The sequence below is a fragment of the Alitiscatomonas aceti genome, assembly GCF_025567195.1.
Taxonomy (GTDB): Bacteria; Bacillota; Clostridia; order Lachnospirales; family Lachnospiraceae; genus Alitiscatomonas; species Alitiscatomonas aceti.
The window spans coordinates 99156-125027 of record NZ_JAOQJF010000001.1 but is presented as its reverse complement, the minus strand read 5'-3'; the positions used below and the strand labels follow the sequence as shown (position 1 = coordinate 125027).

The following is a 25872-nucleotide window of genomic DNA, read 5'->3' as shown; positions in this document are numbered from 1 at the left end:
TTTCTGCTCTGAGAAGGGGATCTGAAAATTGTTCCTAAAAAAAATCCAGAAATCGACAGCAACCGCTTGCAAAAACCATATGAATATGATAGAATAGTGAAAATTTGGGCTAAAATAGAAAAGCCCGGATAACAAAAAAGAAAGGGTGGCGTCATGAAGGCATATTTAATACTGGAAGACGGAACTGTGTTTGAAGGAACAAGCATCGGCTCCTCCAGAGAAGTAATCAGTGAAATTGTGTTTAATACATCCATGACCGGTTATCTGGAAGTCCTTACCGATCCCTCCTATGCGGGACAGGCAGTGGTAATGACTTATCCTTTAATTGGCAATTACGGTATCTGCCGTGAGGACATGGAGTCCAGACAGGCATGGCCGGACGGCTATATTGTCAGAGAATTATCCAGAATTCCCAGCAATTTCAGAAGCGGGGACACCATCGATCATTTCTTAAAAGAACAGGATATTCCAGGTATCAGCGGAATCGATACAAGAGCCCTTACGAAGATCTTAAGAGAAAAAGGAACCATGAACGGTATGATCACCACCAACGGGGACTATGACCTGGAGGAAGTGAAGGAGAAGATCCGTCAGTATACGGTGAAGGGCGTTGTGTTAAAGACCTCTGTGAAGAAGCCCTATGTGCTTCCCGGAGACGGAAAAAAGGTTGCGCTGCTGGACTGCGGTGCAAAGGACAATATTGCCCGGAATTTAAATAAGAGAGGCTGCGAGGTGACGGTTTATCCGGCAGATACTCCGGCTGAAGAGATCTTAAAGACCAATCCCGACGGGATCATGTTATCCAACGGCCCCGGAGACCCGGCCGAGAACGTGGGGATCATTGAGGAAGTAAGGAAGTTATATGAGTCCAGCGTTCCGATCTTTGCCATCTGTCTGGGCCACCAGTTAATGGCCCTGGCTACCGGAGCGAAGACGTATAAGCTGAAATACGGCCACCGCGGTGGAAACCATCCGGTCAAGGATCTGGAAACAGGACGGGTATACATAACCTCCCAGAACCATGGCTATGCAGTCGATGAGGAAAGCCTGGATCCCAGCGTGGCTGTCCCGGCATTCGTGAACGTGAACGATAAGACCAACGAAGGCTTAAAGTATGTGGGAAAGAATATTTTCACCGTGCAGTATCATCCGGAGGCCTGTCCCGGTCCTCTGGATTCCGGATACCTGTTTGACCGCTTTATGCGTATGATGGAGGAGGGAAGATAATGCCAAAGAACCCAGATATTAAGAAAGTACTAGTGATCGGCTCCGGCCCCATTATCATCGGCCAGGCCGCAGAGTTCGACTATGCAGGAACCCAGGCCTGCCGTTCCTTAAAGGAGGAGGGCGTGGAGGTCGTGCTCTTAAACTCCAACCCGGCCACGATCATGACCGATAAGGACATTGCCGATAAGGTATACATTGAGCCGCTGACCACAGAGGTGGTGGAGCAGCTGATCATGAAGGAAAAGCCCGACAGCGTTCTCCCGACCCTGGGCGGCCAGGCCGGCTTAAACCTGGCCATGGAGCTGGAAGAGGCCGGTATCCTTGCAAAAAATAACGTGCGTCTCATCGGAACCACGCCTCTGACCATCAAAAAGGCCGAGGACCGTGAAATGTTCAAGGAGACCATGGAAAAGATCAACGAGCCGGTGGCTCCGTCCGAGATCGTGGAAAGCTTGGAGGACGGTCTGGCCGTGGCAGAAAAGATCGGCTATCCGGTGGTGCTTCGTCCGGCCTATACCCTGGGCGGCTCCGGCGGCGGTATTGCAGAAGATCCGGAGCAGTGCGCTGAGATCCTGGAAAACGGCCTGCGCCTTTCCCGTGTGGGACAGGTCCTGGTGGAGCGGTGTATTGCCGGCTGGAAGGAGATCGAGTACGAGGTAATGCGCGACGGCGCCGGAAACGTGATCACCGTCTGCAACATGGAAAACATCGATCCGGTGGGCGTTCATACCGGCGACTCCATCGTTGTGGCTCCGTCCCAGACCTTAGGAGACAAGGAGTACCAGATGCTCCGTACCTCCGCCTTAAAGATCATCACTGAGCTGGGGATCACCGGCGGCTGCAATGTGCAGTACGCGTTAAATCCCAACAGCTTTGAATACTGCGTGATCGAGGTAAACCCCAGAGTGAGCCGTTCTTCTGCACTGGCCTCCAAGGCCACCGGCTACCCCATTGCAAAGGTTGCCGCCAAGATCGCCCTGGGCTATACCTTAGACGAGATCAAAAACGCCGTAACGAAAAAAACCTACGCCAGCTTTGAGCCCATGCTGGACTATGTAGTCGTGAAGATGCCGCGTCTTCCCTTTGATAAATTCATCAACGCCAGCCACAGCCTGGGAACCCAGATGAAGGCTACCGGCGAGGTCATGAGTATCTGCACCAGCTTTGAGGGCGGCCTTATGAAGGCCATCCGTTCCCTGGAGCAGCACGTGGACTGCCTCCTTTCTTATGACTATTCCGGACTTACATCCGCGGAGCTTAAAGAGGAGCTGAACCGTGTGGATGACCGCCGGATCTGGGTCATCGCCGAGGCCCTGCGCCGCGGCTTCTCCTATGACATGATCCATGAGATCACAAAGATCGATATCTGGTTCATCGACAAGCTGGCGATCCTGGTGGAGATGGAAGCTGCCCTTAAGGCCGCCGGAAAAGATCTGACTCCGGAGCTCTTAAAGGAAGCAAAACGCATCGAATTCCCGGATAACGTGATCGCAAGGCTCACAGGTCTTTCCCAGGATGAGGTAAAGGCCATGCGCTATGAGAACAACATCCGCGCCGCCTTCAAGATGGTGGATACCTGCGCCGCTGAGTTTGCGGCTGAGACGCCGTATTACTACTCCTGCTTCGGCAGTGAGAATGAGGCGGACGGAACCACCAGCAGGAAGAAGGTGCTGGTCCTGGGCTCCGGCCCCATCCGGATCGGCCAGGGCATCGAGTTTGACTTCTGTTCCGTACACAGCACCTGGGCCTTTGAGAAAGAGGGCTATGAGACCGTCATCATCAACAACAACCCGGAGACCGTCAGCACGGACTTTGATATTGCCGACAAGCTGTACTTTGAGCCTCTGACTCCTGAGGATGTGGAGAGCATCGTGGATATCGAGAAGCCCGACGGAGCCGTTGTCCAGTTCGGCGGCCAGACAGCCATCAAGCTGACGGAGGCTTTGATGAAAATGGGTGTCCCGATCTTAGGAACCGCAGCCGAGGACGTGGACGCGGCCGAGGACAGAGAGCGGTTTGATGAGATCCTGGAGCAGTGCGGCATCCCCAGACCTAAGGGGCAGACCGTATTTACAGCAGAGGAGGCCAAAAAGGCAGCCAACGAGCTGGGTTATCCGGTACTGGTGCGCCCCTCCTACGTTCTTGGCGGCCAGGGCATGCAGATCGCCATCTGCGACGAGGATATCGACGAGTTCATCGGCATCATCAACCAGATCGCCCAGGAGCATCCGATCCTGGTGGATAAATATATCATGGGCAAGGAGATCGAGGTGGACGCCATCTGCGACGGCACCGATATCCTGATCCCGGGTATCATGGAGCATATCGAGCGTACCGGTATCCATTCCGGCGACAGTATCTCCGTTTACCCGGCCCAGAGCATCACTGAGGGCAATAAGAAGACCCTGGTGGAGTATACAGAAAAGCTGGCAAGGGCCCTTCATGTAAAGGGAATGATCAACATCCAGTTCATTGTGGACGGAGAGGATGTTTACATCATCGAGGTAAATCCCCGTTCCTCCAGAACGGTTCCCTATATCAGCAAGGTAACGGGGATCCCCATCGTTCCCCTGGCGACCCAGATCATCTGCGGCCACACCATCAGGGAACTGGGCTATACTCCCGGACTCCAGAAAGAGGCCGATTACTTTGCGATCAAGATGCCCGTATTCTCCTTTGAAAAGATCCGCGGCGCAGACATCAGCCTGGGGCCGGAGATGAAATCCACCGGAGAGTGCCTGGGTATCGCTAAGACCTTCAACGAGGCCCTTTATAAAGCGTTCCAGGGCGCAGGTATCAAGCTGCCCAAGTATAAGAACATGATCATCACTGTCCGCGATTCCGATAAGGAGGAGATGGTGGACATTGCCGCCCGCTTCAAGGCCCAGGGCTACCGGATCTTCTGTACCAACGGAACCGCCCGGTACCTGTACCAGAAGGGCGTAGTGACCATCCCTGTGCGCAAGATCGAGCAGGAGTCTCCCAATATCCTGGATCTGATCCTGGGACATGAGATCGACCTGGTCATCGACATCCCGGCCCAGGGAGCCGAGCGCAGCCACGATGGCTTTATCATCCGCAGAAACGCCATCGAGACCGGCGTAACGGTCCTTACAGCCATTGATACGGCCAGGGCCCTGGTGACCAGTATGGAGAACCGTGCCCAGGAGCTTACGCTCATCAATATCGCAGACATCTAAATCCATAAATGATTATCCATTATGCATACCGCCTTCGGGTGGTATGCATAAAAATTTATACGGAATGGATAAAATGCATATTTTTTCAAAAAATCTCTTTACAAAAGAATATTTATGCATTATAATGCGTAACATAAACAAAGGCCACCAATAAATGGCCGTTGGAAACTGCATATATGAAGCATAAAAAAAAGAAAAGAGGAATAATTATGAAAAAGCATGTATTTGTGGCAATGGCAGCGATGATATCCATGGCATGGATGACCGGATGTTCCGGCGGAGAAAGCAAGGAGACTGCAGCAGATACGAAGGCAGAGTCCTCCGGCACAGCAGCTGCGGCAGAAGAGACTGAAAAGGCCGGAGATGGAAGTGAGGCAGAAGCCACCGTGTCCGCCGTGGATGTGGATCCCGAAAGCCGTCTGGGAAAGATCCTGGCTTCTGGAAAGATCACCATGGGGACCGCGCCGGATTTCGCTCCCATGGAGTTTAAAAACGTTGGCGCGAAGGGCGTCGAGTACGTGGGCTCCGATATTGAGCTGGGCAAATATATCGCTGAAAAGCTGGGAGTGGAGCTGGAGATCAAGGCTATGGAGTTTTCCGCGATCCAGCAGGGACTTGCCTCCGGCACCATCGATATGGGAATCTCCGGATTTGCCTATACTGAGGAGCGTGCCGAGACCCTGGGACTTTCGGACCGTTACAACATCCAGTCTGAGGATAAGGGCCATACCCTTCTGGTGCTGAAGGAGGATGCGGCTTCCTATAAAACAGCGGAGGATTTTTCCGGAAAGAAGGTCGTAGCCCAGAATGCCTCCCTGCAGCAGTCCCTGGTGACAGAACAGCTTCCGTCGGATATCCAGTTCCAGCCAGTTACAGCTATCACCGACGGCGTTCTGATGCTGACCACAGGGAAGGCCGACGCTCTGGCAGTCTCCTACGATAACGGAGAGATGCTGATGAAGTCCTACCCGGAGATCGCCATGACGGAGTTTAAATTTGATCATTCCGACGAGGGCAATGTCATCGCCGTTAAAAAGGGCGAGGATGAGCTTCTGGAGGCCTTAAACGGGATCATCGCAGAGGTCAATGAATCGGGCCTTTACAGCCAGTGGACCGAGGAAGCCCGGGCTCTGGCAGAAAGCCTTGGCATAGAGATGAAATAGGCCGGAAAGAAAGGAGAAGATCCAATGGAATTTTTCACAGTTATGGGAAAGGTGTGGACCGAATATTCGTCCCTCTTCCTTCATGGCTTATGGATGACATTATATATGGGAGCTCTCACGGTGCTGATCAGCACCGTGTCCGGCTCTCTGATGGCGATGATGCACCGCAGCAGCTGGGGGATCGGAAGGTTTAAGCCCCTTCACGCTGCTGCCGTGGTCTACGTGGAGGTGATCCGGGGAACGCCGATCCTCTTACAGCTTTATTTCTTCTATTTTATGCTGCCCCAGTGGTTTCCGGCGCTGGATCTCAGCGAGTTCACCTGCGTGATGATCGCCTGCTGCGTCAACTCCACAGCCTATGTCTGTGAGATCGTCCGGGCCGGGATCCAGGCTGTGGACGCGGGACAGACCGAGGCGGCCCGGTCCTTAGGCTTAAACAGCCGTCAGGCCATGATCCATATCGTACTGCCCCAGGCAGTAAAAAATATCCTTCCCGCTCTCTGCAATGAGTTTGTGGCCATTGTCAAGGAAACATCCCTGGCATCCACCTTCTTTATCGGAGAGCTGATGACTCAGTTTAAGACCATCAACGGCATTACCTTCCGTGTTCTGGAGCCGTTGACCATCGTGGGCATCATTTATTTCCTTGTGACATTCGTTATGTCCAAGCTGATCGCATTACTGGAGAGGAGGATGAACGCAAGTGAGCGCTAGCAGTGAACTGATCCGTGTGGAGGATCTGCATAAATCGTTTGGAAGCCTTCAGGTGTTAAAGGGCGTGTCTGAAACCATCTCCAAGGGCGAGGTGGTCTCCATCATCGGTCCGTCAGGAGGAGGAAAGAGCACCTTCCTGCGGTGCCTGAACCTGCTGGAAACGCCCACCTCCGGCCGTATTTATTTTGAGGGCACCGACATCACCGACAAGAGCGTGGACATCAACCTCCATCGGCAGAAGATGGGAATGGTGTTCCAGCATTTTAATGTATTCAACAATCTGACCGTGGGGAAGAACGTGACCCTGGCTCCGGTGCTCCTGGGGAAGAAGAGCCAGAAGGAGGCCGATGAGATGGCAGCGGAGCTGTTGGCCCGGGTAGGCCTTCAGGAAAAGGCAGACCAGTATCCCAAAAAGCTTTCCGGCGGCCAGAAGCAGCGTCTTGCCATCGTCCGCGCCCTGGCCATGGAGCCGGATGTGATGCTGTTTGACGAGCCCACCTCGGCCCTGGACCCGGAGATGGTGGGAGAGGTGCTCCAGGTTATAAAGAGCCTGGTAAAGACGGGAATGACCACCGTGATCGTGACCCATGAGATGGGCTTTGCCAAGGAGGTCTCTGACCGGGTATTTTTCATGGACGGCGGGATCATCGCCGAAAAGGGCAGTCCGGACCAGGTGTTCAATCATCCGTCCAACCCGCGTACAAAGGAATTTTTAAGCAAGGTATTGTATTAAGAAGAAAACAGGAGGGGCAGAACCATGACCGACGAAAAAAAGAAGGTTTTAAGCTATATTGACGAGAAAGCAGACGTGATCATCGACACATCCGATAAGATCTGGGATTTTGCGGAGCTTTCCCTGAGGGAATTTAAATCCGGGGAGCTGTACGCCCAGGTATTAAAGGAGGAGGGCTTCGAGGTGGAGCACCCCTTCTGCGGCATTGAGACGGCGTTCCGTGCGTCCTATGGCTCCGGAAAGCCGGTGATCGGGATCCTGGCCGAGTACGACGCCCTCACAGGGCTTTCCCAGGTGGCCGGACAGCAGAGCCGTGAAGAGCTGGTATCCAACGGCAACGGCCACGGCTGCGGCCACAATCTTCTGGGAGCCGGATCCATGGCGGCTGCCTTTGCCATCAAGCACTATCTGGAGGAAAAGGGAGAGGGGAGCGGAAAGGTGATCCTCTATGGCTGTCCCGGCGAAGAGGGAGCTGCCACCAAGGCCTTCATGGCCAGGGACGGCGTATTTAAGGAATGCGACGCGGCCCTCACCTGGCATCCGGGAACAGAAAACCAGGTAACCTCCGGTACCTGCAATACCTGCATCCAGACAGAGTATAAATTCACCGGCGTTGCCTCCCACGCGGCGGGAGCCCCGGAGCAGGGCCGTTCCGCCCTGGACGCTGTGGAGCTGATGAACATTGGAGTCCAGTTCCTGCGGGAGCATATGCCGGATACGGCCAGGATCCATTATTCCATCACTGATGCCGGCGGAGATTCACCCAATGTGGTGCAGCCCAGGGCACAGGTGCTCTATATGGTGCGCTCCATCTGGGCCAAGGAGGCCCTGGCTCTTCAGGAGCGTGTGGACCGGATCGCCCTGGCTGCGTCCATGATGACGGATACCACCATGGAGAAGAAGTTCATTGACGGCTGCTCCAATACAGTTCCCAATAAGGTGCTGGAGAAGCTCCTCTGGGAAAACTTCAGCCAGGTGGAGATGCCGGAATATACAGAGGAAGAGATCGCCTACGCCCAGGCCCTCTGCGATTCTGTGGAGATGAAGGACAATAAGCTCCCAGGAGATTTTACAGAGGACAGCGAGGAGCTTTACGAATTTGTAGATAAAGCCTCGGAGCATGGGACAAAAGCCATCAACGACTTCCTGATCCCGTATTTCTATTCGGAGCATCCGCGCATGGGCTCCACAGATGTGGGCGACGTGAGCTGGCTGGTTCCTACGGCACAGATCAATACCGCCACATATCCGTCCAAGGCTCCGGGCCATTCCTGGCAGAACGTGTCCTGCGGACGCACCTCCATTGCCCATAAGGCCATGCTCATGGCCGGCAAGGTCCTGGCGGCAGCCGCTGTGGATCTGATGGAAAAGCCGGAGGTCTTACAGGCGGCCAGGGATGAATACGAGGCAAAAATGAAACGCTACGGCGGCTATTTCTGCCCGGTTCCCGAAGGCGCAGTACCGGTAGTTCCGGGTGAAAAGATGTAAATAAGGAAAATTGTAGATATAAAACAAGAGATTTCTCCTCGGATTCTGTCGGATTGGGCCGATTTATACAAAAAATGGAAGGCTATATAAAAAAATATCGGTAATCCTTTACAAAACCTATGGAATGGGGTATAATACGGTATGGTTGTTTAATATATAACAAACCGAAAGAAGAGGAGGAATTCAAAATGAAAAAATTAGTAAGCGTTCTTCTTGCAGCCGGCCTTGTAGCCAGCATGACAGCATGCGGCGGCGGCGATAAGAAGGAGTCCGCAGCAGCACCGGCAGAGACAACAGCCGCAGCAGCAGAGACAACAAAAGCAGACGAAAAAGAGACAGAAAAAGTTACAGAAGCAGTTACAGAAGCCGCCAAGGATTTAGCAGACGCAGGAGAGATCTCCGTATTATACTATACATACGGCGATACATATATCTCCAGCGTGCGTTCCGCACTGGATGCAGCTCTTGATAAGGCTGGCATCAAGTACCAGGACTACGACTCCAACAACAGCCAGACGACCCAGACCGAGCAGGTTTCCACAGCCATCGCAAAAGGAACCTCTCTTCTGGTAGTAAACCTGGTGGACAGCGGTTCTGACGACGCTGCAAAGAATATCATCGAGCTGGCAAAGGCACAGAGCATCCCGGTGATCTTCTTCAACCGTTCTGTAAGCGAGGAAGTCGTTTCCGCATACGACAAGGCTGTATTCGTAGGTACAGATTATGAGATGGCCGGCCATATGCAGGGCGAAATGATCGGTGAGTACCTGGTTGAGAATTACGATACCGTAGATCTCAACGGCGACGGCCAGATCTCCTACGTAATGTTCAAGGGCCAGGAGGGCAACGCCGAGGCAATCGCACGTACCCAGTTTGGCCAGGAAGATGCGGACAAGGTCCTGGAAGCAGCCGGCAAGAAGCCGTTAGCTTTCTATGACGCAAGCAACACAAACAAATATCTGGTTGACCAGGGCGGTCTGTGGTCCGCAGCAGCAGCTACCGAGTATATGCAGACGATCCTGTCCCAGTACAGCGAAGCAAACAACAACATGGTTGAGCTTGTTATCGCCAACAACGACGAGATGGCGATCGGATCCGTTACCGCTCTCCAGAACGCCGGCTACAACAAAGAAGGCGCTACTGTGATCCCGGTATTCGGCGTAGATGCTACTGACGCTGCAAAGGACGCGATCGCAGCCGGTACAATGACAGGTACCATCAAACAGGATGCTGAAGGTATGGCCAACACCATCGCCCAGATCACAGCAAACTATCTGACAAGCGCAGAAACATTTGAGGGTGTCGATGCAGCCAACGTAGTAGGAACATGGCGTGTGAATATTCCTTACGCTATGTACACAGGCGAGGAATAAAGTCATCGATGATGCGGCCGCACTTCGGTGCGGCCGTATTTTTTACGCGCGCATCGGCCAGATGAACATGTGCGCATGCTCATGTGGCGGCTGCCGCGGGAAAGAACAGGACCAGAAAAAGGTCCTGTTCTGCGCCATACGGAGATGACGTTTCCAGTATGACGAAACGGCGTATAGCGAAATACTTGAGAATCAGGAGGCGATGATTTGAGTATGAAAGACACAACAAATGCCACTGGATCGGGAAACCAGCCCGTGCTGCTGCGCATGGAGGGGATCTGCAAATCATTCCCCGGCGTAAAGGCCCTGGATAATGTTTCCCTGACGGTCCGTGCCGGGACGGTTCATGCTCTTATGGGCGAGAACGGAGCCGGTAAGTCCACTCTTATGAAGTGCCTGTTCGGTGTTTACAACAAGGATGCAGGCCATATTTACCTGGACGGCAAGGAGGTCAGCTTTAAGACTTCCAAGGAAGCTCTGGAAAATGGAGTGGCAATGGTGCACCAGGAGTTAAACCAGGCATTAAAGCGCAATGTTATGGATAACATGTGGCTGGGCCGGTTCCCGAAGATCTCCAAATGGTGTCCTCTGACCAGTGAATCCAAAATGTACGAGGCCACGAAAAAGCTGTTCGATGAACTGGATGTGAACGTGGACCCGAAAACCGTGATGAGCACCATGCCCGTATCCCAGAGACAGATGGTGGAGATCGCCAAGGCGGTTTCCTATAATTCCAAGGTGATCGTATTTGATGAGCCCACCTCCTCCCTGACTGAGGAAGAGGTAGAGCATCTGTTCCGGATCATCAATATGCTGCGTGACCGCGGCTGCGGGATCATCTATATCTCCCATAAGATGAAAGAGATCTTACGGATCTCGGATGACGTTACCATCATGCGCGACGGCCAGTGGATCGCCACAAAGCCGGCGAAGGATCTGACAATGAACGAGATCATCAAGCTGATGGTAGGCCGAGAGCTTACAAACCTGTATCCGGAGAAGGATAATGTGGTAGGAGAGCCTCTGTTGGAGGTAAAGGGACTGACTGCCGCCTACTCCAAGCTCCGCGACGTATCGTTCGTGGCGAAAAAGGGCGAAGTCCTGGGCATTGCAGGCCTGGACGGCTCCGGACGGACGGAGCTTCTGGAGAATATCTTCGGGATCGCCACAAGAAAAGAAGGCGAGATCTATCTCCATGGCAAACGGGTGATGAACCGCAATGCCAGGGAATCCATAAAAAATAAATTTGCCCTGCTGACCGAGGAAAGACGTGCCACTGGTATTTTTGGCATCCGCGATATCCAGGCCAACACCACCATATCCAGCTTCCAGAGATATAAGGTGGGTCCGTTCCTCAGCGATAAGAAAATGAGCGAAGCCACGGAATGGGGGATCAAGGCCATGCGTACCAAAACGCCCAGCCAGAGGACCCAGATCCGTTCCTTATCCGGCGGAAACCAGCAGAAGGTGATCCTGGCCCGGTGGCTTTTGACGGAGCCGGAGGTGCTCCTTCTGGACGAGCCCACCCGCGGTATCGACGTGGGCGCGAAATATGAGATTTACCAGCTGATCCTTAATCTGGCCAAGGAAGGAAAGACCGTGCTGATGGTTTCCTCCGAGATGCCGGAGCTTTTGGGCGTCTGCGACCGGATCCTGGTTATGTCCGGCGGACAGCTGGCCGGTGAGGTGGACGCAAGAACAACGACGCAGGAAGAGATCATGGCTCTCGCTGCGAAATTTGCATAAGGATAGGAGGAATGAACTGTGGCTGACAATAAAGCAACATCCAAAGCACAGGAATTTAAAGCGCTTTCCAAGAAAGACCAGCAGAGAAAGATTGGGGATCTGATCTTAAACAACGCGATGTATATCATCATTGCCATCGCGATCATTTTCATCACCGTGAAACAGCCCAAATTCATCAGTCTTTCTTCAATTGTAAATATTATTTCCCTGACGGCGGCAAAGCTGCCCATCGCCCTGGGGATCGGCGGCTGTATCGTACTGACTGGTACGGATATTTCCGCAGGCCGTGTGGTAGGTCTGGCAGCGTGTATCTCCGCTTCCTTACTGACCACTGTATTTAAGGTATTCCCCAACATGACATCTGCGATGCCCATTCCGGTGGTGCTTCTGATCGTGTTGGGCGTAGGCGCTGCCGTTGGCTTCGTAAACGGCTTCAGCGTGGCGAAATTTAAGCTGCATCCCTTTATCGTGACCCTGTCCACCCAGCTGATCACATACGGTATCATCCTTATGTACTTAATGAACGGCGTCAACAACGGACAGACCTTAAGCGGACTGACCGACAGCTACCGTTCTCTGATCACAGGAACCTTATTCACCATCGGCGGCGTTGCCATCCCCAGATACGTTCTGTACGCAGTGATCCTGACAGCCGTTATGTGGGTGATCTGGAACAAGACCACCTTCGGTAAAAATATGTTTGCCGTTGGCTCCAACGAGGAAGCAGCCAATGTATCCGGCGTAAACGTGGCCCGCACCATCATCCTGGTATTCATGCTTGCCGGCGTTATGTACGGCATCACCGGTTTCTTCGACGGTGCCCGTATCGCATCTGCCAACGCCAATACAGGTCTCAACTATGAGTGTGACGCCATCGCGGCCTGCGTAATCGGCGGCGTATCCTTCGTCGGCGGTATCGGACGCATCAGCGGCATCGTAGTAGGCGTTCTGCTGCTGCAGATCATCTTCGCCGGACTGAACTTCCTTTCCGTTGACCCCAACATGCTTTACATCATCAAGGGTCTGATCATCCTGGTAGCCTGTGCCATTGATATGCGTAAGTATCTGGTGCGGAAGTAAGAGATGGAAGATAAGAGAGAAAACGGAGGCTCTCCGGAACAGGACAAGGGGCCGGAGAGAGAATTCCGGGGTCTTTATAAATATGTGAAGATCTCAGAACGGTCCTTAAACTGGATCATCATTGTCCTGGGGGCAGCCCTGGTGATCTGCTTTGGGATCGGTTATGCCAACCGTGGATACATGGTGGATTTTGACGCCCGGGGCGGGACTGTGGTGGAGAGCCAGAAGCGGATGTACGGCGATCTGGTGACAGTGCCGGAGGAGCCTGTCCGGGAGGGAAGCGTATTTGAGGGCTGGTATACAGACGAAAATCTGACGATCCCCTGGGATCTGTCAAAGGATACAGTCACCGGTCCCATGACGCTTTATGCCAAATGGCGGGATAAATAAACAAGAAAGTACAGATAAGGCCTCACTGTCCTTCCTGCGCGTTTTGCACAGCGGCGGTGGGGCCTTTGGATTCAAGGAGAAGTACATGCTGACGAGTAAAAAAGTATCCGAATCCATACGCCTGGGTTCGATCCTGATGTTTTCCGGCGGGTTCCTGGACGCGTATTCCTATCTGGTGCGGGGCCAGGTATTTGCCACTGCGGAAACGGGAAATATCGCCCTTATGGGGATCAGCCTGGCCCGGGGAGATCTGGCTGTGGCCGGACGGTATCTGATCCCGGTGGCCGCCTATGCGGCGGGGATCTTTCTGACAGAATGGATCCGTATGCGGGTGGGTGAAAACGGAACGGTCCACTGGAAAGAGGGGATCCTGTGGCTGGAGCTTCTGGTGATGGTCCTGGCCGGATTCATGCCCCAGAAGTGGAATTCTCTGGTGAACTGTCTGATCGGTTTTTCCTGCGCCATGCAGGTAGAAGCGTTCCGGAAGATGCACGGCATGGCCTTTGCCACTACCATGTGTACAGGAAATTTAAGAAGCGGGACCGAGCTTCTGGCCGTGGGGACTCTTGAAAACAACGGTGAGCAGAGGAAGTACGGATTATGGTATTACTGGATCGACCTGGTCTTTGTGGCCGGTGCAGCCGCCAGCGCCCTGCTCTGCCAGGTGCTGGCAGAACGGGCGGTCTGGGTCTGTGCGGCGGCGCTTTTATCGGCCATCCTTTTTATCCGGTATCACCGCAGGATGGCGGAGGTGTGACCGCTGCTTTAGCAGGGCTCTTTTCTGGAGAAAAGGTAAAAGCCGGGATTCCGGTTATCTGTTTCCTTTTCCATCAGCTCCGGGGAGCAGTAGGCAAAGGGAGCGTCCAGGCGCACCTTTCCCTCTCTTCCCGGTTCCTCGTATTTGCCCTCCTTTAAAGACGGATCCAGGACACAGATGCTGTCCTTTCCGGCGGATAAAAGCAGGACGTAGTGGCCGCCGTGGGAAAATACTCCGGTATAGCCTTCCCGGTCTCCGCCCACGTTGGCGATGACGCTGCCGCCGTTCTTTAAGTGCTGCATGGCCTTTTTCACGCGGTTGGTGGTGGAAAAGTCCAGATCGTACAGATCCGCCACCACGGGCCCCAGGATCTTCATATCCGTTCCGGGATGGAGATTGGCCTTATGCTTTAAGGAAAGGGCGATCAGGCGCTTTAAGGAAATGGTCTTTGTGGTGAGACGGTCCACCATCATAGCCAGGGAGCAGAGGCCGCAGCCCGCCTCCTTAATGGAGAGATCGTGGAAGCGGCTGCCCTCGGTGGCGGCGTCGGTGGGATACGGGATATCTGGATGATCCAGCTGATTTAAATATTTCATAAGGTCCTCCTTTGTAAGAGTATGTATGGTTATATTATGAGTTTTGGAGACAAAAATGTCAAGACCTCCGGAAGAGTATCACTTTTTTCAGCATAGATGGGGGAAGGTGTTGATTCCTGGAGGAAATATGTTTAGAATAAAAGGATGGAGGAACCGGAGTATGGAAATAGTCAGAGGAAGATCAGTCTTAAAAAGAACTGCGGTGGGAAGGCTCCAGTACTATGAGAAAGAAGAACCGAGCGTGGTCCGGCGGCAGGTGGAGGACACAGAGAGGGAGCTTTCGCGCTATGAGCGGGCCCTGGAGCAGGCGGAAAAGGAGCTGGAAGCCCTGTATGAGAGGGCTCTGGGAGAGGCAGGAGCAGACAGCGCTGCGGTGTTCATGGGCCACCGGATGCTTCTTAAGGATGAGGAATACAGAAATTCTGTGACCAGGGCGATCACAGGAGAGAGGGTCAACGCTGCCTTTGCAGTGGAAACGGTGGGGGACGAGCTCTGCCGTCTGTTCCTGGAGATGGAGGACGAGTATCTGAGGGCCAGGGCTGCGGATATCCGGGATGTGTCGGATCGTCTCCTGCGGATCCTGGAGGAAGAGGAAAAGGGCGGCGGACGGTGCGGAAGGGGACCGGCCCTTTCAGAGCCGGTGATCCTTGCAGCCAGGGACCTGGCTCCCAGCGAGACCGTTCTTCTGGATAAGAAAAAGATCCTGGGCTTTGTGACCGAGCAGGGCTCTGCCAATTCCCACACAGCCATTCTGGCAAGGACCATGGAGATCCCGGCCCTGGTGTCGGTTCCTGTGGCCCGGGAATGGGACGGAAGACTGGCGGCCATCGACGGGGAGGAGGGGATCCTCTATGTGGATCCGGATCCGGAGACCCTTGAAAGGCTGAAGGAAAAAAAGGCCCGCCAGGAGGAAGCGGCAAGGCTTCTGCTGGAGATCCGGGACCTGCCGGATGTGACCCGGGACGGGACCCGGGTGGAGCTTTACGCCAATATCGGAGGTCCGGAGGATGTGGAGGCGGTCCTGGGATCCAGGGGCGCAGGCGTGGGCCTGTTCCGGAGTGAATTTCTATATCTGGAAAAGGAGACGTACCCCACAGAGGACGAGCTGTTTTCTGCCTACCGCCAGACAGCAGAGCGCATGGGCGGAAGAGAGGTGGTCATCCGCACACTGGACATTGGGGCAGATAAGACAGCAGACTATTTTGGCATAGAAAAAGAGGCCAATCCGGCCATGGGCTTCAGGGCCCTGCGGATCTGCCTGAAGCGGCCGGAGATCTTCCGCACCCAGCTGCGGGCCATCTACCGGGCCAGCGCCTATGGGAAGGTCTCAGTGATGTTTCCCATGGTGGCCTCCCTCTGGGAGGTGGAGGAGGCCAAAGCCATGGCGTTCCAGGTTCGGGAGGAGCTGGAACGGGAAGGGATCCCCATGGGCCATGTGGACCTGGGCATTATGATCGAGACTCCGGCGGCTGCCATTTTAAGCGGAGAGCTGGCGGAAAAGGTGGATTTTTTCAGCATCGGCACCAACGATCTGACCCAGTACACCCTGGCGGCGGACCGGCAGAATGACCGCCTGGATGATTTTTACGATCCCCGTCATCCGGCGGTCCTGAGGCTCATCGCATATGTGGCAGAAAACGCCCAAAAAGCCGGGATCCGGGCCGGGATCTGCGGAGAACTGGCAGCGGATCCTTCCCTTACGGAAGTCTTTTTGAAAATGGGGATCCGGGAGCTGTCGGTGTCGCCTTCCTTCCTTCTGCCCTTGAGAAAGAGAATCCGGGAGATCTGTCTGGAAGAAACAGAAAATGACCAAGGAGTTTAGAAATGAAGCAGAACCAATATGAGATCATCGTGCTGGATCTGGACGGCACTCTGACGAACCGGGATAAGGTGATCACGCCCCGGACGAAAAAGGCCCTGATGGAGGCCCAGGCCAGGGGGAAAAAGGTGGTGCTGGCCTCCGGGAGGCCGACCCAGGGGGTCATGCCCCTGGCGGAGGAGCTGGATCTGAAAGCCTACGGTGGCTTTATCCTGTCCTATAACGGCGGACGGATCATGAACTGCACCACCGGGGAAGTGGTATTTTCCCGGGAGCTGCCGGTGGAGTCCAACCGGACCATCATCGGTCTGGCAGAGGAGCACCGGGTGGATATTTTGACATATGAGGACAGCCGCATCATCACCAATAACGCAGAATGTCCCTATGGAAAGCTGGAGAGCCGCATCAACTCCATGGAGGTGGTGGAGAAGGCAGATCTGGCGTCCTATGTGGATTTTCCAGTTCCCAAGTTCCTGATGATGGATGATGGGGATTATCTGGCCATGGTGGAGCCCAGGGTGAAGGCGGCCCTGGGAAAAAACTTCAGCGTTTACCGGTCAGAGCCGTTTTTCCTGGAGATCCTTCCCAGGGGCATCGATAAGGCCCAGAGCCTGGAGCGGCTTCTGGAGGTGTCGGGACTGTCCAGGGAGCAGATGATCGCCTGCGGTGACGGCTATAACGATCTTTCCATGATCCGGTATGCAGGCCTGGGGGTGGCCATGGAAAACGCAGTGCTTCCGGTCCGGAAGGCGGCGGATCATATCACTGCCTCCAACAACGACGACGGAGTTGCAATGGTGGTGGAGCAGTTCTTGCTGACGTAGGGGGGGAGAACAGCGGTTTTTATAAATATATTTTGTAAATGACTGGACTTAAAAACTTTAATGTGTTAAAATATTACTTGTGTATCGGGCAGGGAAGCTGCTGGGAAACCATCGGATAATGGAAAAATATGTCTCACAAAGGGGAGTCTGAACATGAATAAAAAGATAAAAACGGAAGCTGTGGACCATCTTTTTGAAGCGGTGCTGACCTTAAAGTCTCCGGAGGAGTGCTACGCGTTTTTTGAGGACGTGTGTACGGTCAATGAACTGCTGTCCCTGTCCCAGAGGTATGAGGTCGCCAAGATGCTCCGGGAAAAGAAAACGTATCTGGATATCGCCGAGCGCACCGGCGCTTCCACCGCCACCATCAGCCGGGTGAACCGGTCCTTAAATTATGGGAACGACGGCTATGATATGGTGTTTAAACGCCTGGGATATCCCTTCGAGGAAAAATAAAACGAAAAAGCTGCCTTCCGGTGACCATGGATCATGGTCCCGGAGGCAGCTTTTTTCTTTTGCATCTTATTTCTCCCGGCTGAGGGACTGTTTCAGCGGAAGGATCTCCTTTTTGTAAACATGGCGCAGGAATACGGCACTGACCCCGGCGGAAAAAACCTCTGCCAGGGGGAAGGCGAACCATACGTAGGAAAGCCCCAGGGTCTTTGCGAAAAGAAAGGCCGCGGGAAGGAGGATCACCAGCTGTCTTAAAACAGACACCCACAGGCTCAGCATGCCGTGGCCCATGGCCTGGAACAGGGAGGAGCAGGCGATGCCGAAGCCGGCTAAGATAAAGCTCAGGGAGATGATCTTAAGGGCCGGCACGCCGATCTCCAGCATGGAGTCAGAGGCATTGAAGATCATTAGAAGATTCTCAGCAGCCAGGTTGAACAGCAGAAGCCCCGCGATCATAATGGAAACGGCGTAGGCGATGGACAGCTTCAAAGTCTTTACGATCCGGTCCGGTCTTCCGGCACCGAAGTTATAGGCAATGATGGGAACAGTACCGTTGTTTAAGCCGAATACAGGCATGAACACGAAGCTCTGGAGCTTAAAGTACACTCCGAATACGGCAGTGGCCGTGGAAGTGAAGGCAATGAGGATCTTATTCATGCCAAAGGTCATGACGCTGCCGATGGAGGCCATGATGATGGACGGGATGCCCACGGCATAAATATGGCCGATGATCTCCTTTTCCGGCCGGAAGCCCTTAAAGGCCAGATGGATCTCGTGGTTTCTGGTGGTATTCAGGACAAAGCCCAGGATCAGGGCAATGATCTGCCCGGTGACAGTGGCCAGGGCCGCTCCGGCTACCCCCATTTTCGGGAAGCCCAGGAGACCAAAGATCATAATGGGGTCCAGGATGATATTTAAGATCGCTCCCGTTCCCTGGATGATCATAGAGTAAAAGGTCCGGCCGGTGGACTGCATGAGCCGCTCAAAGGCGATCTCGCCGAAGAGCCCAAAGGAAAGGACGGTACAGATCTGGAGATAGACGGTGCCCATCTCCACGATCTCCGGGTCCCTGGTCTGGGCCAGGAAAAAGTGCTCCGCGAAAAACAGGCCGAAAACAGCGAAAGCCAGAAAGCTCATGAAGGCCAGGAACAGGGCGTGGATGGCGATGCGGTTGGCCTTCTGGAAGTTTTTTTCGCCCAGGCTTCTGGAAAGGGTGGCGTTGATGCCGACGCCTGTGCCAGTAGCTACGGCGATCATCAGGTTTTGTGCCGGGAAGGCCAGGGATACGGCCGTCAGGGCGTTTTCGCTGATCTGGGCCACGAACATGCTGTCTACAATGTTATAAAGGGCCTGGATCAGCATGGACAGCATCATGGGGATGGACATGGACAGGATCAGCTTGTTGATGGGCATGACCCCCATTTTGTTTTCAGATGACATGGTTTGGTTCTCCTCTCGTAATTTTATGTAAGGTCTGTATGAAGGCATCCCGGGCCGTGACGGCGGCCGGGGTACAGCCAGACAAAAAAACGACCTGTGTAGATGGTCGTTTTCTGTGGCTATTATACGGCAAATTCCGCCATAAGTCAACCGCCTGGACTGCCTCCGCAGTTGAAAGGAGCCGACCAGTGTGATAGGATAAAGAAAAGAGCGGGAAGGAGGCATGTATATGGAAAAGATCTGTATTTTCTGCGGAAGATCCCTGGGGCGGTGGGAGAGAAAATCCCTGTACTGCGGCAATGGGACCCAGACCGTATGTAAGGAATGCTATGAGAAATATTCTCCCATGACCAATGTGGAGCGGGGCCTTCTGGCCTGGGAAACGGGCCGGGCAGAATCCCGGGAGGAGCTGCGGGAATTTGTGGAGCAGGCGGAAAGGACCAGAGAGGAAAAGCAGGAGAAGGAGAGGGAGGACCGGGAACAGAAGCGGACCGGGAAAACATGTCTCCGCTGCGGTGGGGAGATGCTGGATCTGGGATCCATGAAGCTTAAGCTGGGGGAGGAGACCTTCTTTTTCAGTGACTGGAACCGTCTTGCCAGCGGATCACTGGACGTGCAGGTCCTCCGGTGCGAGGACTGCGGAAAGGCAGAATTTTACATTCCTGAGCAGAAGTAAGGGGAGAGCTTTGCCGCACGGCTGGATGAATACAAAGTTTTTGGGAAAATCCTGCGTAAGCGGTTGCCATTTGGATAAAATTTACTTATAATGTGAAAGGCAGACCAGAAAAGAAAGGATGTGAGCACATAATGGAAGGCCGAAGTTGCAAGACAGAGGCAGACGCCCACCCGGAACCTGAGGCAATAGACATAATGCAGTCCCATTATGTGTATTGCCGTTCTTAATGGACGTTTTGCCTCCATGCCGGTGAAAATATGGAGTGGAGGAAGAAACGATGTCAAACGAAGTTATGGAAAATGAAGAGAAGGAGAAGCTCTTAAATCTGGCGGAGGAAAAAAAGTACCGGCAGTTAAAGGAAGCCCTTCTGGAGATCAACGAGGTGGATATCGCCTCATTTATGGAAGAACTGGATTCGGAAAAGACCGTGATCGTGTTCCGTATGCTGCCCAAGGCCCTGGCCACGGACGTATTTGCGGAGCTTCCGGCGGAAAGCCAGAGCCACATCATCAACAGCATCACCGATAAGGAGCTTTCAGAGATCGTGGAGGACCTGTATGTGGACGACGCGGTGGATATGCTGGAGGAGCTTCCGGCGACGGTGGTGCGCCGCGTTCTGAAGAATACGACGCCGGATACGAGAAAGCTCATCAACCAGTTCTTAAATTATCCGGAGAACAGCGCCGGAAGCATCATGACGGCCGAGTATGTGGGCCTGAAAAAGAACATGACCGTAGAGCAGTCCTTTGCCTATATCCGTCATCACGGCGTGGACTCGGAGACCATTTATACCTGCTATGTGATGGATGAAAAGCGCCATCTGGAGGGCGTGGTCACGGTCAAGGAGCTTTTGATGAACGCCTATGAGACACGCCTAGAGACCATCATGGACACCCATGTGATCAAGGTGACCACCACCGAGGACCAGGAGGCTGTGGCGGATATGATGAACAGATACGGACTTTTATGTATCCCTGTGGTGGACAGCGAGGATCGTCTGGTGGGGATCATCACCGTAGACGATGTGATGGAGGTCATGGAGGAAGAGGCCACCGAGGACTTCGAGAAGATGGCCGCCATGCTGCCCAGTGAAAAGCCGTATTTAAAGACCAGCGTGTTCCAGCTTGCAAAAAACAGGATCCCGTGGCTTCTGATCCTGATGCTGTCCAGCACCATCACTGGTGCGATCCTGGTAAAATATGAGACTGCCTTTGCGGCGGTGCCGCTGTTAGTAAGCTTTATCCCGATGTTAATGGATACCGGCGGAAACTCGGGAAGCCAGAGCAGCACCATGGTGATCCGCGGCATGGCCCTGGGAGAGATCGAGCCGTCGGACGTATTAAAGGTCTTATGGAAGGAGATCCGGGTCGGCTTTATGGTGGGCTTTGTGCTGGCGGTGGTGAACTTTATCCGCCTGATGATCCAGTATCCGGGAAACACCATGATCTGCGTTACGGTGGTCATCAGTATGTTTGCCACTGTGGTGGCGGCCAAGACCATCGGCTGTACCCTGCCCATCGGGGCCAAGGTATTAAAGCTGGATCCGGCCATTATGGCGTCGCCCATGATCACCACCATCGTGGACGCGGTGAGTCTGATGGTATACTTTAATCTGGCCTGCCATCTGCTGGATATGGCGGCATAAAAGAGAAACATGGGGAAAGCCCCTTAAAATTCTATGGAAATGACAGGAGAAGAAAAAAATGGGAAAAGTGAGAACAAGGTTTGCGCCGAGCCCCACAGGCCGGATGCATGTGGGAAATTTAAGGACCGCGCTTTACACATATCTGATCGCCAAGCATGAGGGCGGGGATTTCATCCTCCGCATCGAGGACACGGACCAGGAGCGGTACGTGGAGGGAGCGGTGGACATCATCTACCGTACCATGGAAAAAACGGGACTGATCCATGATGAGGGACCGGATAAGGACGGCGGTTACGGCCCCTATGTACAGAGCGAGCGCCAGAGATCCGGGATCTATATGGAGTACGCGAAAAAGCTGGTGGAAAAGGGCGAGGCCTATTACTGCTTCTGTACCCAGGAGCGTCTGGATTCCTTAAAGAAGAACGTCAACGGAGAGGAGATCATGGCCTATGATAAGCACTGCCTGGGCCTTTCCAAGGAAGAGGTGGAGGCCAATCTGAAGGCCGGAATGCCCTTCGTGATCCGTCAGAATAACCCCAAGGAGGGGACCACCACCTTCCACGACGACATTTACGGCGATATCAGTGTGGATAACTCGGAGCTGGATGATATGGTCCTCATTAAATCCGATGGATACCCCACCTACAACTTCGCCAACGTGGTGGACGACCATCTGATGGGGATCACCCATGTGGTGAGAGGAAACGAGTATCTGTCCTCCTCCCCCAAATACAACCGTCTTTACGAGGCCTTCGGCTGGGAGGTGCCAGTGTACGTCCACTGTCCTACCATCACCAACGAGGAGCATAAAAAATTAAGCAAGAGAAGCGGTCATTCCTCCTTTGAGGACCTTTTAGAGCAGGGCTTTTTAACAGAGGCCATCGTAAACTTCGTAGCTCTCTTAGGCTGGTCCCCGGCAGGCAACCAGGAGTTCTTTACCCTGGAGGAGCTGGTGAAGGAATTTGACTACCACAACATGAGCAAATCCCCGGCAGTGTTTGATATGACAAAGCTGCGCTGGATGAATGGGGAATATTTAAAGAAGATGGACTTCGAGCCCTTCTATGCCCAGGCGGAGCCTTATTTAAAGGCTGTTATCACAAAGCCCCTGGATCTTAAGAAGATCGCCGCCATGGTAAAGACCAGGATCGAGGTATTCCCGGACATTGCGGCCCAGGTGGATTTCTTTGAGACGCTTCCGGAGTATGATCCGGAGATGTATGTTCATAAAAAGATGAAGACCACAAAGGAGACCTCCCTGGAGACCTTAAAGGAGGTGCTTCCGCTGTTGGAGGCCCAGGAGGATTATTCCAACGATGCTCTTTATGAGACCCTGGCCGCCTATGTGGCGGAAAAGGGCGTAAAGACCGGCTTCGTGATGTGGCCCATCCGCACGGCGGTTTCCGGAAAGCAGATGACCCCGGCAGGAGCCACTGAGATCATGGAGGTACTTGGAAAAGAGGAGTCCCTGGAGCGGATCAGGAAGGGGATCGCACTTCTGGAGGCGTAGGACAGGAAAAGAGGGAATAAAGATGAAAAAAATGTGGGTCTGCGGTCTGGCTGCCGCCATGACTGTGGTCATGACGGTTCCGGCCTTTGCCGGAGAATGGAAACAGGATCTGAGCCGCCCGGCGTCCCAGGACGGCACCAGCGGCTGGTGGTACCAGAACGACGATGGGACATATCCGGCCAACGGCTGGTTCTGGCTGGATGGAGATCAGAACGGCGTGGCGGAGAGCTACCGGTTTGATGGAAACGGCTGGATGTTCGCTTCCTCCAGGGTAGACGGCTTTGACGTCAATGAAAACGGCGCGTGGACGGTGAACGGAGTGGTCCAGACGAAGATCATGGAGCCGGCTCCGGCTGCCTCCCGGGAAGGGACAGCGGTAAATCAGTGGATCAGTGACAGCTATGGAAAGCAGTATTATGATTCCAAGGGAAAAATGTCCACTGGCTGGAAGAAGATCGCCAGCAAACAGTATTATTTTGACGAATCCGGTTATATGGCCACCGGCCTGGTGGAAATCGACGGAAGCCAGTACTATTTTTATGACAATGGGATCCAGGCAAAGGATACGGTCTATGCGGAGTCTGAGGATGTTTATTATGTGATGGATAAAACAGATCACTGTGTCGTGGATATCGTGGACGGAGACGACTGGAGGGAATACCGCCAGGATGCGGACGAGGATTCCGTGGAGATCGACGATGTCCGGACAGAGGACAATGAGAAGATCGAGAGCGGCGCGGTCAATACAGACATGACCGACGAGGAGGCATACGAAAAGATCATTTCCCTGAAGAAGAAATATCCGGAGGGGAAGAGGTGGACCAACTCCAACACCTTCCGCCGGAATTTCGCCTACGAATACAGCTACAGCATCGGAGGCGGCTGCCTGGGCTTTGCTTACATTGTCCAGGATAAGCTTTATGGACCGGACGCTTCATACGAGATGTATGACAGCCTGGACTGGGGAGAGCTCCGGGTGGGAGACCATATCCGGATGTATAACAATCAGGGCGGAGAGCATTCGGTGATCATCCTGACCATTGGAGATGACTTCGTCACAGTTGCCGAGGGCAATTTCAATTCCTCCATCCATTGGGGGAGAAAGATCCGCATGGACGACCTGGAGGAGGATTTTATCTACAGGGAGACTGTCAGCGAATAGATGATGAAATTTAATGAAGCGCAGAAAACGGCCCTGTCCCATAAGACGGGGCCCATGATGGTCCTGGCGGGGCCGGGGTCCGGAAAGACCACCGTGATCACCCATAGGATCGCGGGACTCCTGGGGGCAGGAGTCCGCCCGTCAGAGATCCTTGTGATCACTTTTACAAAGGCGTCGGCCAGGGAGATGGAGGAGCGGTTCTATTCCCTGAGACCGGCGGTCAGAGAAAACGATACAGAAAGTGGAAGGGTGACCTTTGGTACCTTCCACTCTGTTTTTTACAGGATCCTTAAGCTGGCGTACCGGTTTCCGGCGGGCTGTGTCCTGGGTGAGGAGGAAAAACGCCAGTATTTCAGGGAATTTCTCGAAAACTCTGAACTGGAGGTGGAGGACGAGGGCGAGTTCATCTCCGCCGTGATCAACGAGATCAGCTATGTAAAGGGAAGCCAGATGGACCTTTCCTGCTACTATTCCCAGAACTGTCCGGAGGAATGGTTCAAACGGCTGTACACCGGCTATGAGGATATGCTGCGGGCCAGGGGAAAGCTGGACTTCGACGACATGCTGGTCATGTGCTATGAGCTGTTTTCCCAGAGAAAGGATATCCTTTCCGCCTGGCAGCGGAAATTCCGGTATATCCTGGTGGACGAGTTCCAGGACATTAACCGGATCCAGTATGAGATCGTGAAGATGCTGGCTCTGCCGGAAAATAATCTTTTCATCGTGGGAGATGACGACCAGTCCATTTACCGGTTCCGGGGAGCGAAGCCGGAGATCATGCTGGGCTTTGAAAAGGACTATCCGGGGGCCCGCCGCGTACTCCTGGCGGAAAACTACCGTTCCTCCAGGGAGATCGTGGAGACCTCCTTAAAGCTCATATCCCGGAACCGGGTCCGTTTTAAAAAGGAACTGGTTCCGGTCCATGGCTCCGGACGCCCCGTGGATGTATCCGTGTATGAAAATCCTCTGGCAGAGGCCGAGGGAACGGCCAAGCGGATCCGCCAGTACGCCCAGGCGGGCTTTGCCTTTGAGGACATGGCCGTACTGTTCCGGACCGGGAACGGAACGGGGCTTCTGGCAGAAAAACTGATGGAATATAACATCCCCTTTTCCATGCGGGATGTGATCCCCAGCCTTTACGGTCACTGGATTGCAAAGGATCTGATGGCGTATCTGGAGCTGGGCCATGGGAGCCGGGCCCGCAGCGATTTCTTCCGGATCATGAACCGGCCCAACCGGTATTTTTCCAGGGACGCCTTTGAAACGCCTCTGGTGTCCCTGGACCAGGTCAGGGATTTTTACCGGGACCGGGACTGGATGCAGGAGCGGGTCATGGACCTGGAGGGGGATCTGCGGACCATCGGACGGCTGAGGCCCGGCCCTGCCATCCACTACATCCGCCAGGCCGTTGGCTATGATACCTATTTAAAGGAATTTGCCGCATTCCGGCGGATCCGGCCAGAGGAATTTTTCGATATTGCCAGCCAGATCGAAGAGAGCGCGGCCGGCTTTTCCACCCTGGAGCAATGGAAGGAGCACATCCGCCAGTATGAGGAGACGCTGAAGGAAAAGAGAAGAGAGGCAAAGGATCCGGGCAGGCCGGAGGGAGTGACCCTCTCCACCATGCACAGCTCCAAGGGGCTGGAATACAGGATCGTATTTGTCGTTGATGCCAACGAGGGCATCGTCCCCCACCACAAGGCGGGGCTTCCGGCAGACATCGAGGAGGAGCGGCGTCTCTTTTATGTGGCCATGACCCGGGCGAAGGAGCGGCTCCATCTCTGCGCGGTGAAGGAACGGTATCACAGAAAGCAGGAGATCTCCCGGTTCGTGAAGGAATGCATGGACTGAGGAGCCGTATGGACAGGACAGTGTA

General features: G+C 53.9%; 21 protein-coding genes. 19 read left to right on the top strand and 2 right to left on the bottom strand.

The window, feature by feature from the left end:
• The first annotated feature begins 153 nt into the window (after positions 1-153).
• From OCV69_RS00580 to OCV69_RS00530, 11 genes are all read left to right on the top strand, one after another.
• Complete coding sequence (locus OCV69_RS00580; protein WP_022272381.1) at positions 154-1227, top strand: carbamoyl phosphate synthase small subunit; 1074 nt, start codon at positions 154-156, stop codon at positions 1225-1227.
• Positions 1227-4427, top strand: a complete 3201-nt coding sequence (gene carB / locus OCV69_RS00575; protein ID WP_158358375.1) for a carbamoyl-phosphate synthase large subunit — start codon at positions 1227-1229, stop codon at positions 4425-4427. Before OCV69_RS00580 ends, carB begins: the two co-directional genes overlap by 1 nt.
• A gap of 209 nt (positions 4428-4636) precedes the next feature.
• Positions 4637-5590 (top strand): transporter substrate-binding domain-containing protein, encoded by a 954-nt coding sequence (locus tag OCV69_RS00570; RefSeq protein WP_158358374.1) that lies wholly within the window; start codon positions 4637-4639, stop codon positions 5588-5590.
• 24 nt (positions 5591-5614) lie between these two features.
• Positions 5615-6304: an amino acid ABC transporter permease gene (locus OCV69_RS00565; RefSeq protein WP_022272384.1), complete on the top strand. Its 690-nt coding sequence runs from the start codon at positions 5615-5617 to the stop codon at positions 6302-6304.
• A gap of 7 nt (positions 6305-6311) precedes the next feature.
• Entirely contained in the window at positions 6312-7037 is a 726-nt protein-coding gene (locus OCV69_RS00560; protein ID WP_158358430.1) for an amino acid ABC transporter ATP-binding protein, read from the top strand.
• Positions 7038-7061: 24 nt separating this feature from the next.
• Positions 7062-8525 carry a M20 family metallopeptidase gene (locus OCV69_RS00555; RefSeq protein ID WP_022272386.1) on the top strand — a complete coding sequence of 488 codons (1464 nt, stop codon included), beginning with the start codon at positions 7062-7064 and terminating at the stop codon, positions 8523-8525.
• Positions 8526-8713: 188 nt separating this feature from the next.
• Positions 8714-9898 carry a galactose ABC transporter substrate-binding protein gene (locus OCV69_RS00550; protein ID WP_022272387.1) on the top strand — a complete coding sequence of 395 codons (1185 nt, stop codon included), beginning with the start codon at positions 8714-8716 and terminating at the stop codon, positions 9896-9898.
• A gap of 213 nt (positions 9899-10111) precedes the next feature.
• Positions 10112-11644, top strand: a complete 1533-nt coding sequence (locus OCV69_RS00545) for a sugar ABC transporter ATP-binding protein (RefSeq protein WP_158358373.1) — start codon at positions 10112-10114, stop codon at positions 11642-11644.
• Positions 11645-11662: 18 nt separating this feature from the next.
• On the top strand, positions 11663-12724 hold the full coding sequence (locus OCV69_RS00540; protein WP_022272389.1) for a galactose/methyl galactoside ABC transporter permease MglC: 1062 nt from the start codon (positions 11663-11665) through the stop codon (positions 12722-12724).
• 3 nt (positions 12725-12727) lie between these two features.
• Positions 12728-13114: an InlB B-repeat-containing protein gene (locus OCV69_RS00535; RefSeq protein WP_158358372.1), complete on the top strand. Its 387-nt coding sequence runs from the start codon at positions 12728-12730 to the stop codon at positions 13112-13114.
• Between the two features lie 85 nt (positions 13115-13199).
• Entirely contained in the window at positions 13200-13871 is a 672-nt protein-coding gene (locus OCV69_RS00530) for a YoaK family protein (RefSeq protein WP_262427470.1), read from the top strand.
• A gap of 8 nt (positions 13872-13879) precedes the next feature.
• Here OCV69_RS00530 and OCV69_RS00525 read toward each other — a convergent pair whose 3' ends face one another.
• Complete coding sequence (locus OCV69_RS00525; protein ID WP_158358370.1) at positions 13880-14467, bottom strand: C39 family peptidase; 588 nt, start codon at positions 14465-14467, stop codon at positions 13880-13882.
• Positions 14468-14627: 160 nt separating this feature from the next.
• Between OCV69_RS00525 and ptsP the strand changes: the two genes are divergently transcribed.
• The 3 genes from ptsP to OCV69_RS00510 all read left to right on the top strand — a co-directional run bounded on the left by ptsP (position 14628) and on the right by OCV69_RS00510 (position 17566).
• Positions 14628-16289 carry a phosphoenolpyruvate--protein phosphotransferase gene (ptsP, locus tag OCV69_RS00520; protein WP_022272393.1) on the top strand — a complete coding sequence of 554 codons (1662 nt, stop codon included), beginning with the start codon at positions 14628-14630 and terminating at the stop codon, positions 16287-16289.
• Positions 16290-16291: 2 nt separating this feature from the next.
• Positions 16292-17110, top strand: a complete 819-nt coding sequence (locus OCV69_RS00515; RefSeq protein ID WP_022272394.1) for a Cof-type HAD-IIB family hydrolase — start codon at positions 16292-16294, stop codon at positions 17108-17110.
• 153 nt (positions 17111-17263) lie between these two features.
• Positions 17264-17566 carry a YerC/YecD family TrpR-related protein gene (locus OCV69_RS00510; protein WP_022272395.1) on the top strand — a complete coding sequence of 101 codons (303 nt, stop codon included), beginning with the start codon at positions 17264-17266 and terminating at the stop codon, positions 17564-17566.
• Between the two features lie 66 nt (positions 17567-17632).
• Here the strand turns inward: OCV69_RS00510 and OCV69_RS00505 are convergent, their stop codons facing one another.
• Entirely contained in the window at positions 17633-19003 is a 1371-nt protein-coding gene (locus tag OCV69_RS00505) for an MATE family efflux transporter (RefSeq protein ID WP_158358369.1), read from the bottom strand.
• 229 nt (positions 19004-19232) lie between these two features.
• On the opposite strand from OCV69_RS00505, the gene OCV69_RS00500 reads away from it, so the two are divergent.
• The 5 genes from OCV69_RS00500 (at position 19233) to OCV69_RS00480 (ending at position 25847) form a co-directional block, all read left to right on the top strand.
• Positions 19233-19679 (top strand): hypothetical protein, encoded by a 447-nt coding sequence (locus OCV69_RS00500; RefSeq protein ID WP_022272397.1) that lies wholly within the window; start codon positions 19233-19235, stop codon positions 19677-19679.
• Positions 19680-19971: 292 nt separating this feature from the next.
• Positions 19972-21324, top strand: a complete 1353-nt coding sequence (mgtE, locus tag OCV69_RS00495) for a magnesium transporter (protein ID WP_158358429.1) — start codon at positions 19972-19974, stop codon at positions 21322-21324.
• A 58-nt stretch (positions 21325-21382) separates the two neighbouring features.
• Complete coding sequence (gene gltX, locus OCV69_RS00490; RefSeq protein WP_158358367.1) at positions 21383-22834, top strand: glutamate--tRNA ligase; 1452 nt, start codon at positions 21383-21385, stop codon at positions 22832-22834.
• A gap of 22 nt (positions 22835-22856) precedes the next feature.
• Positions 22857-23996 carry a hypothetical protein gene (locus OCV69_RS00485; RefSeq protein WP_158358366.1) on the top strand — a complete coding sequence of 380 codons (1140 nt, stop codon included), beginning with the start codon at positions 22857-22859 and terminating at the stop codon, positions 23994-23996.
• Positions 23997-23999: 3 nt separating this feature from the next.
• On the top strand, positions 24000-25847 hold the full coding sequence (locus OCV69_RS00480) for an ATP-dependent helicase (protein ID WP_158358428.1): 1848 nt from the start codon (positions 24000-24002) through the stop codon (positions 25845-25847).
• Positions 25848-25872 lie beyond the last annotated feature (25 nt).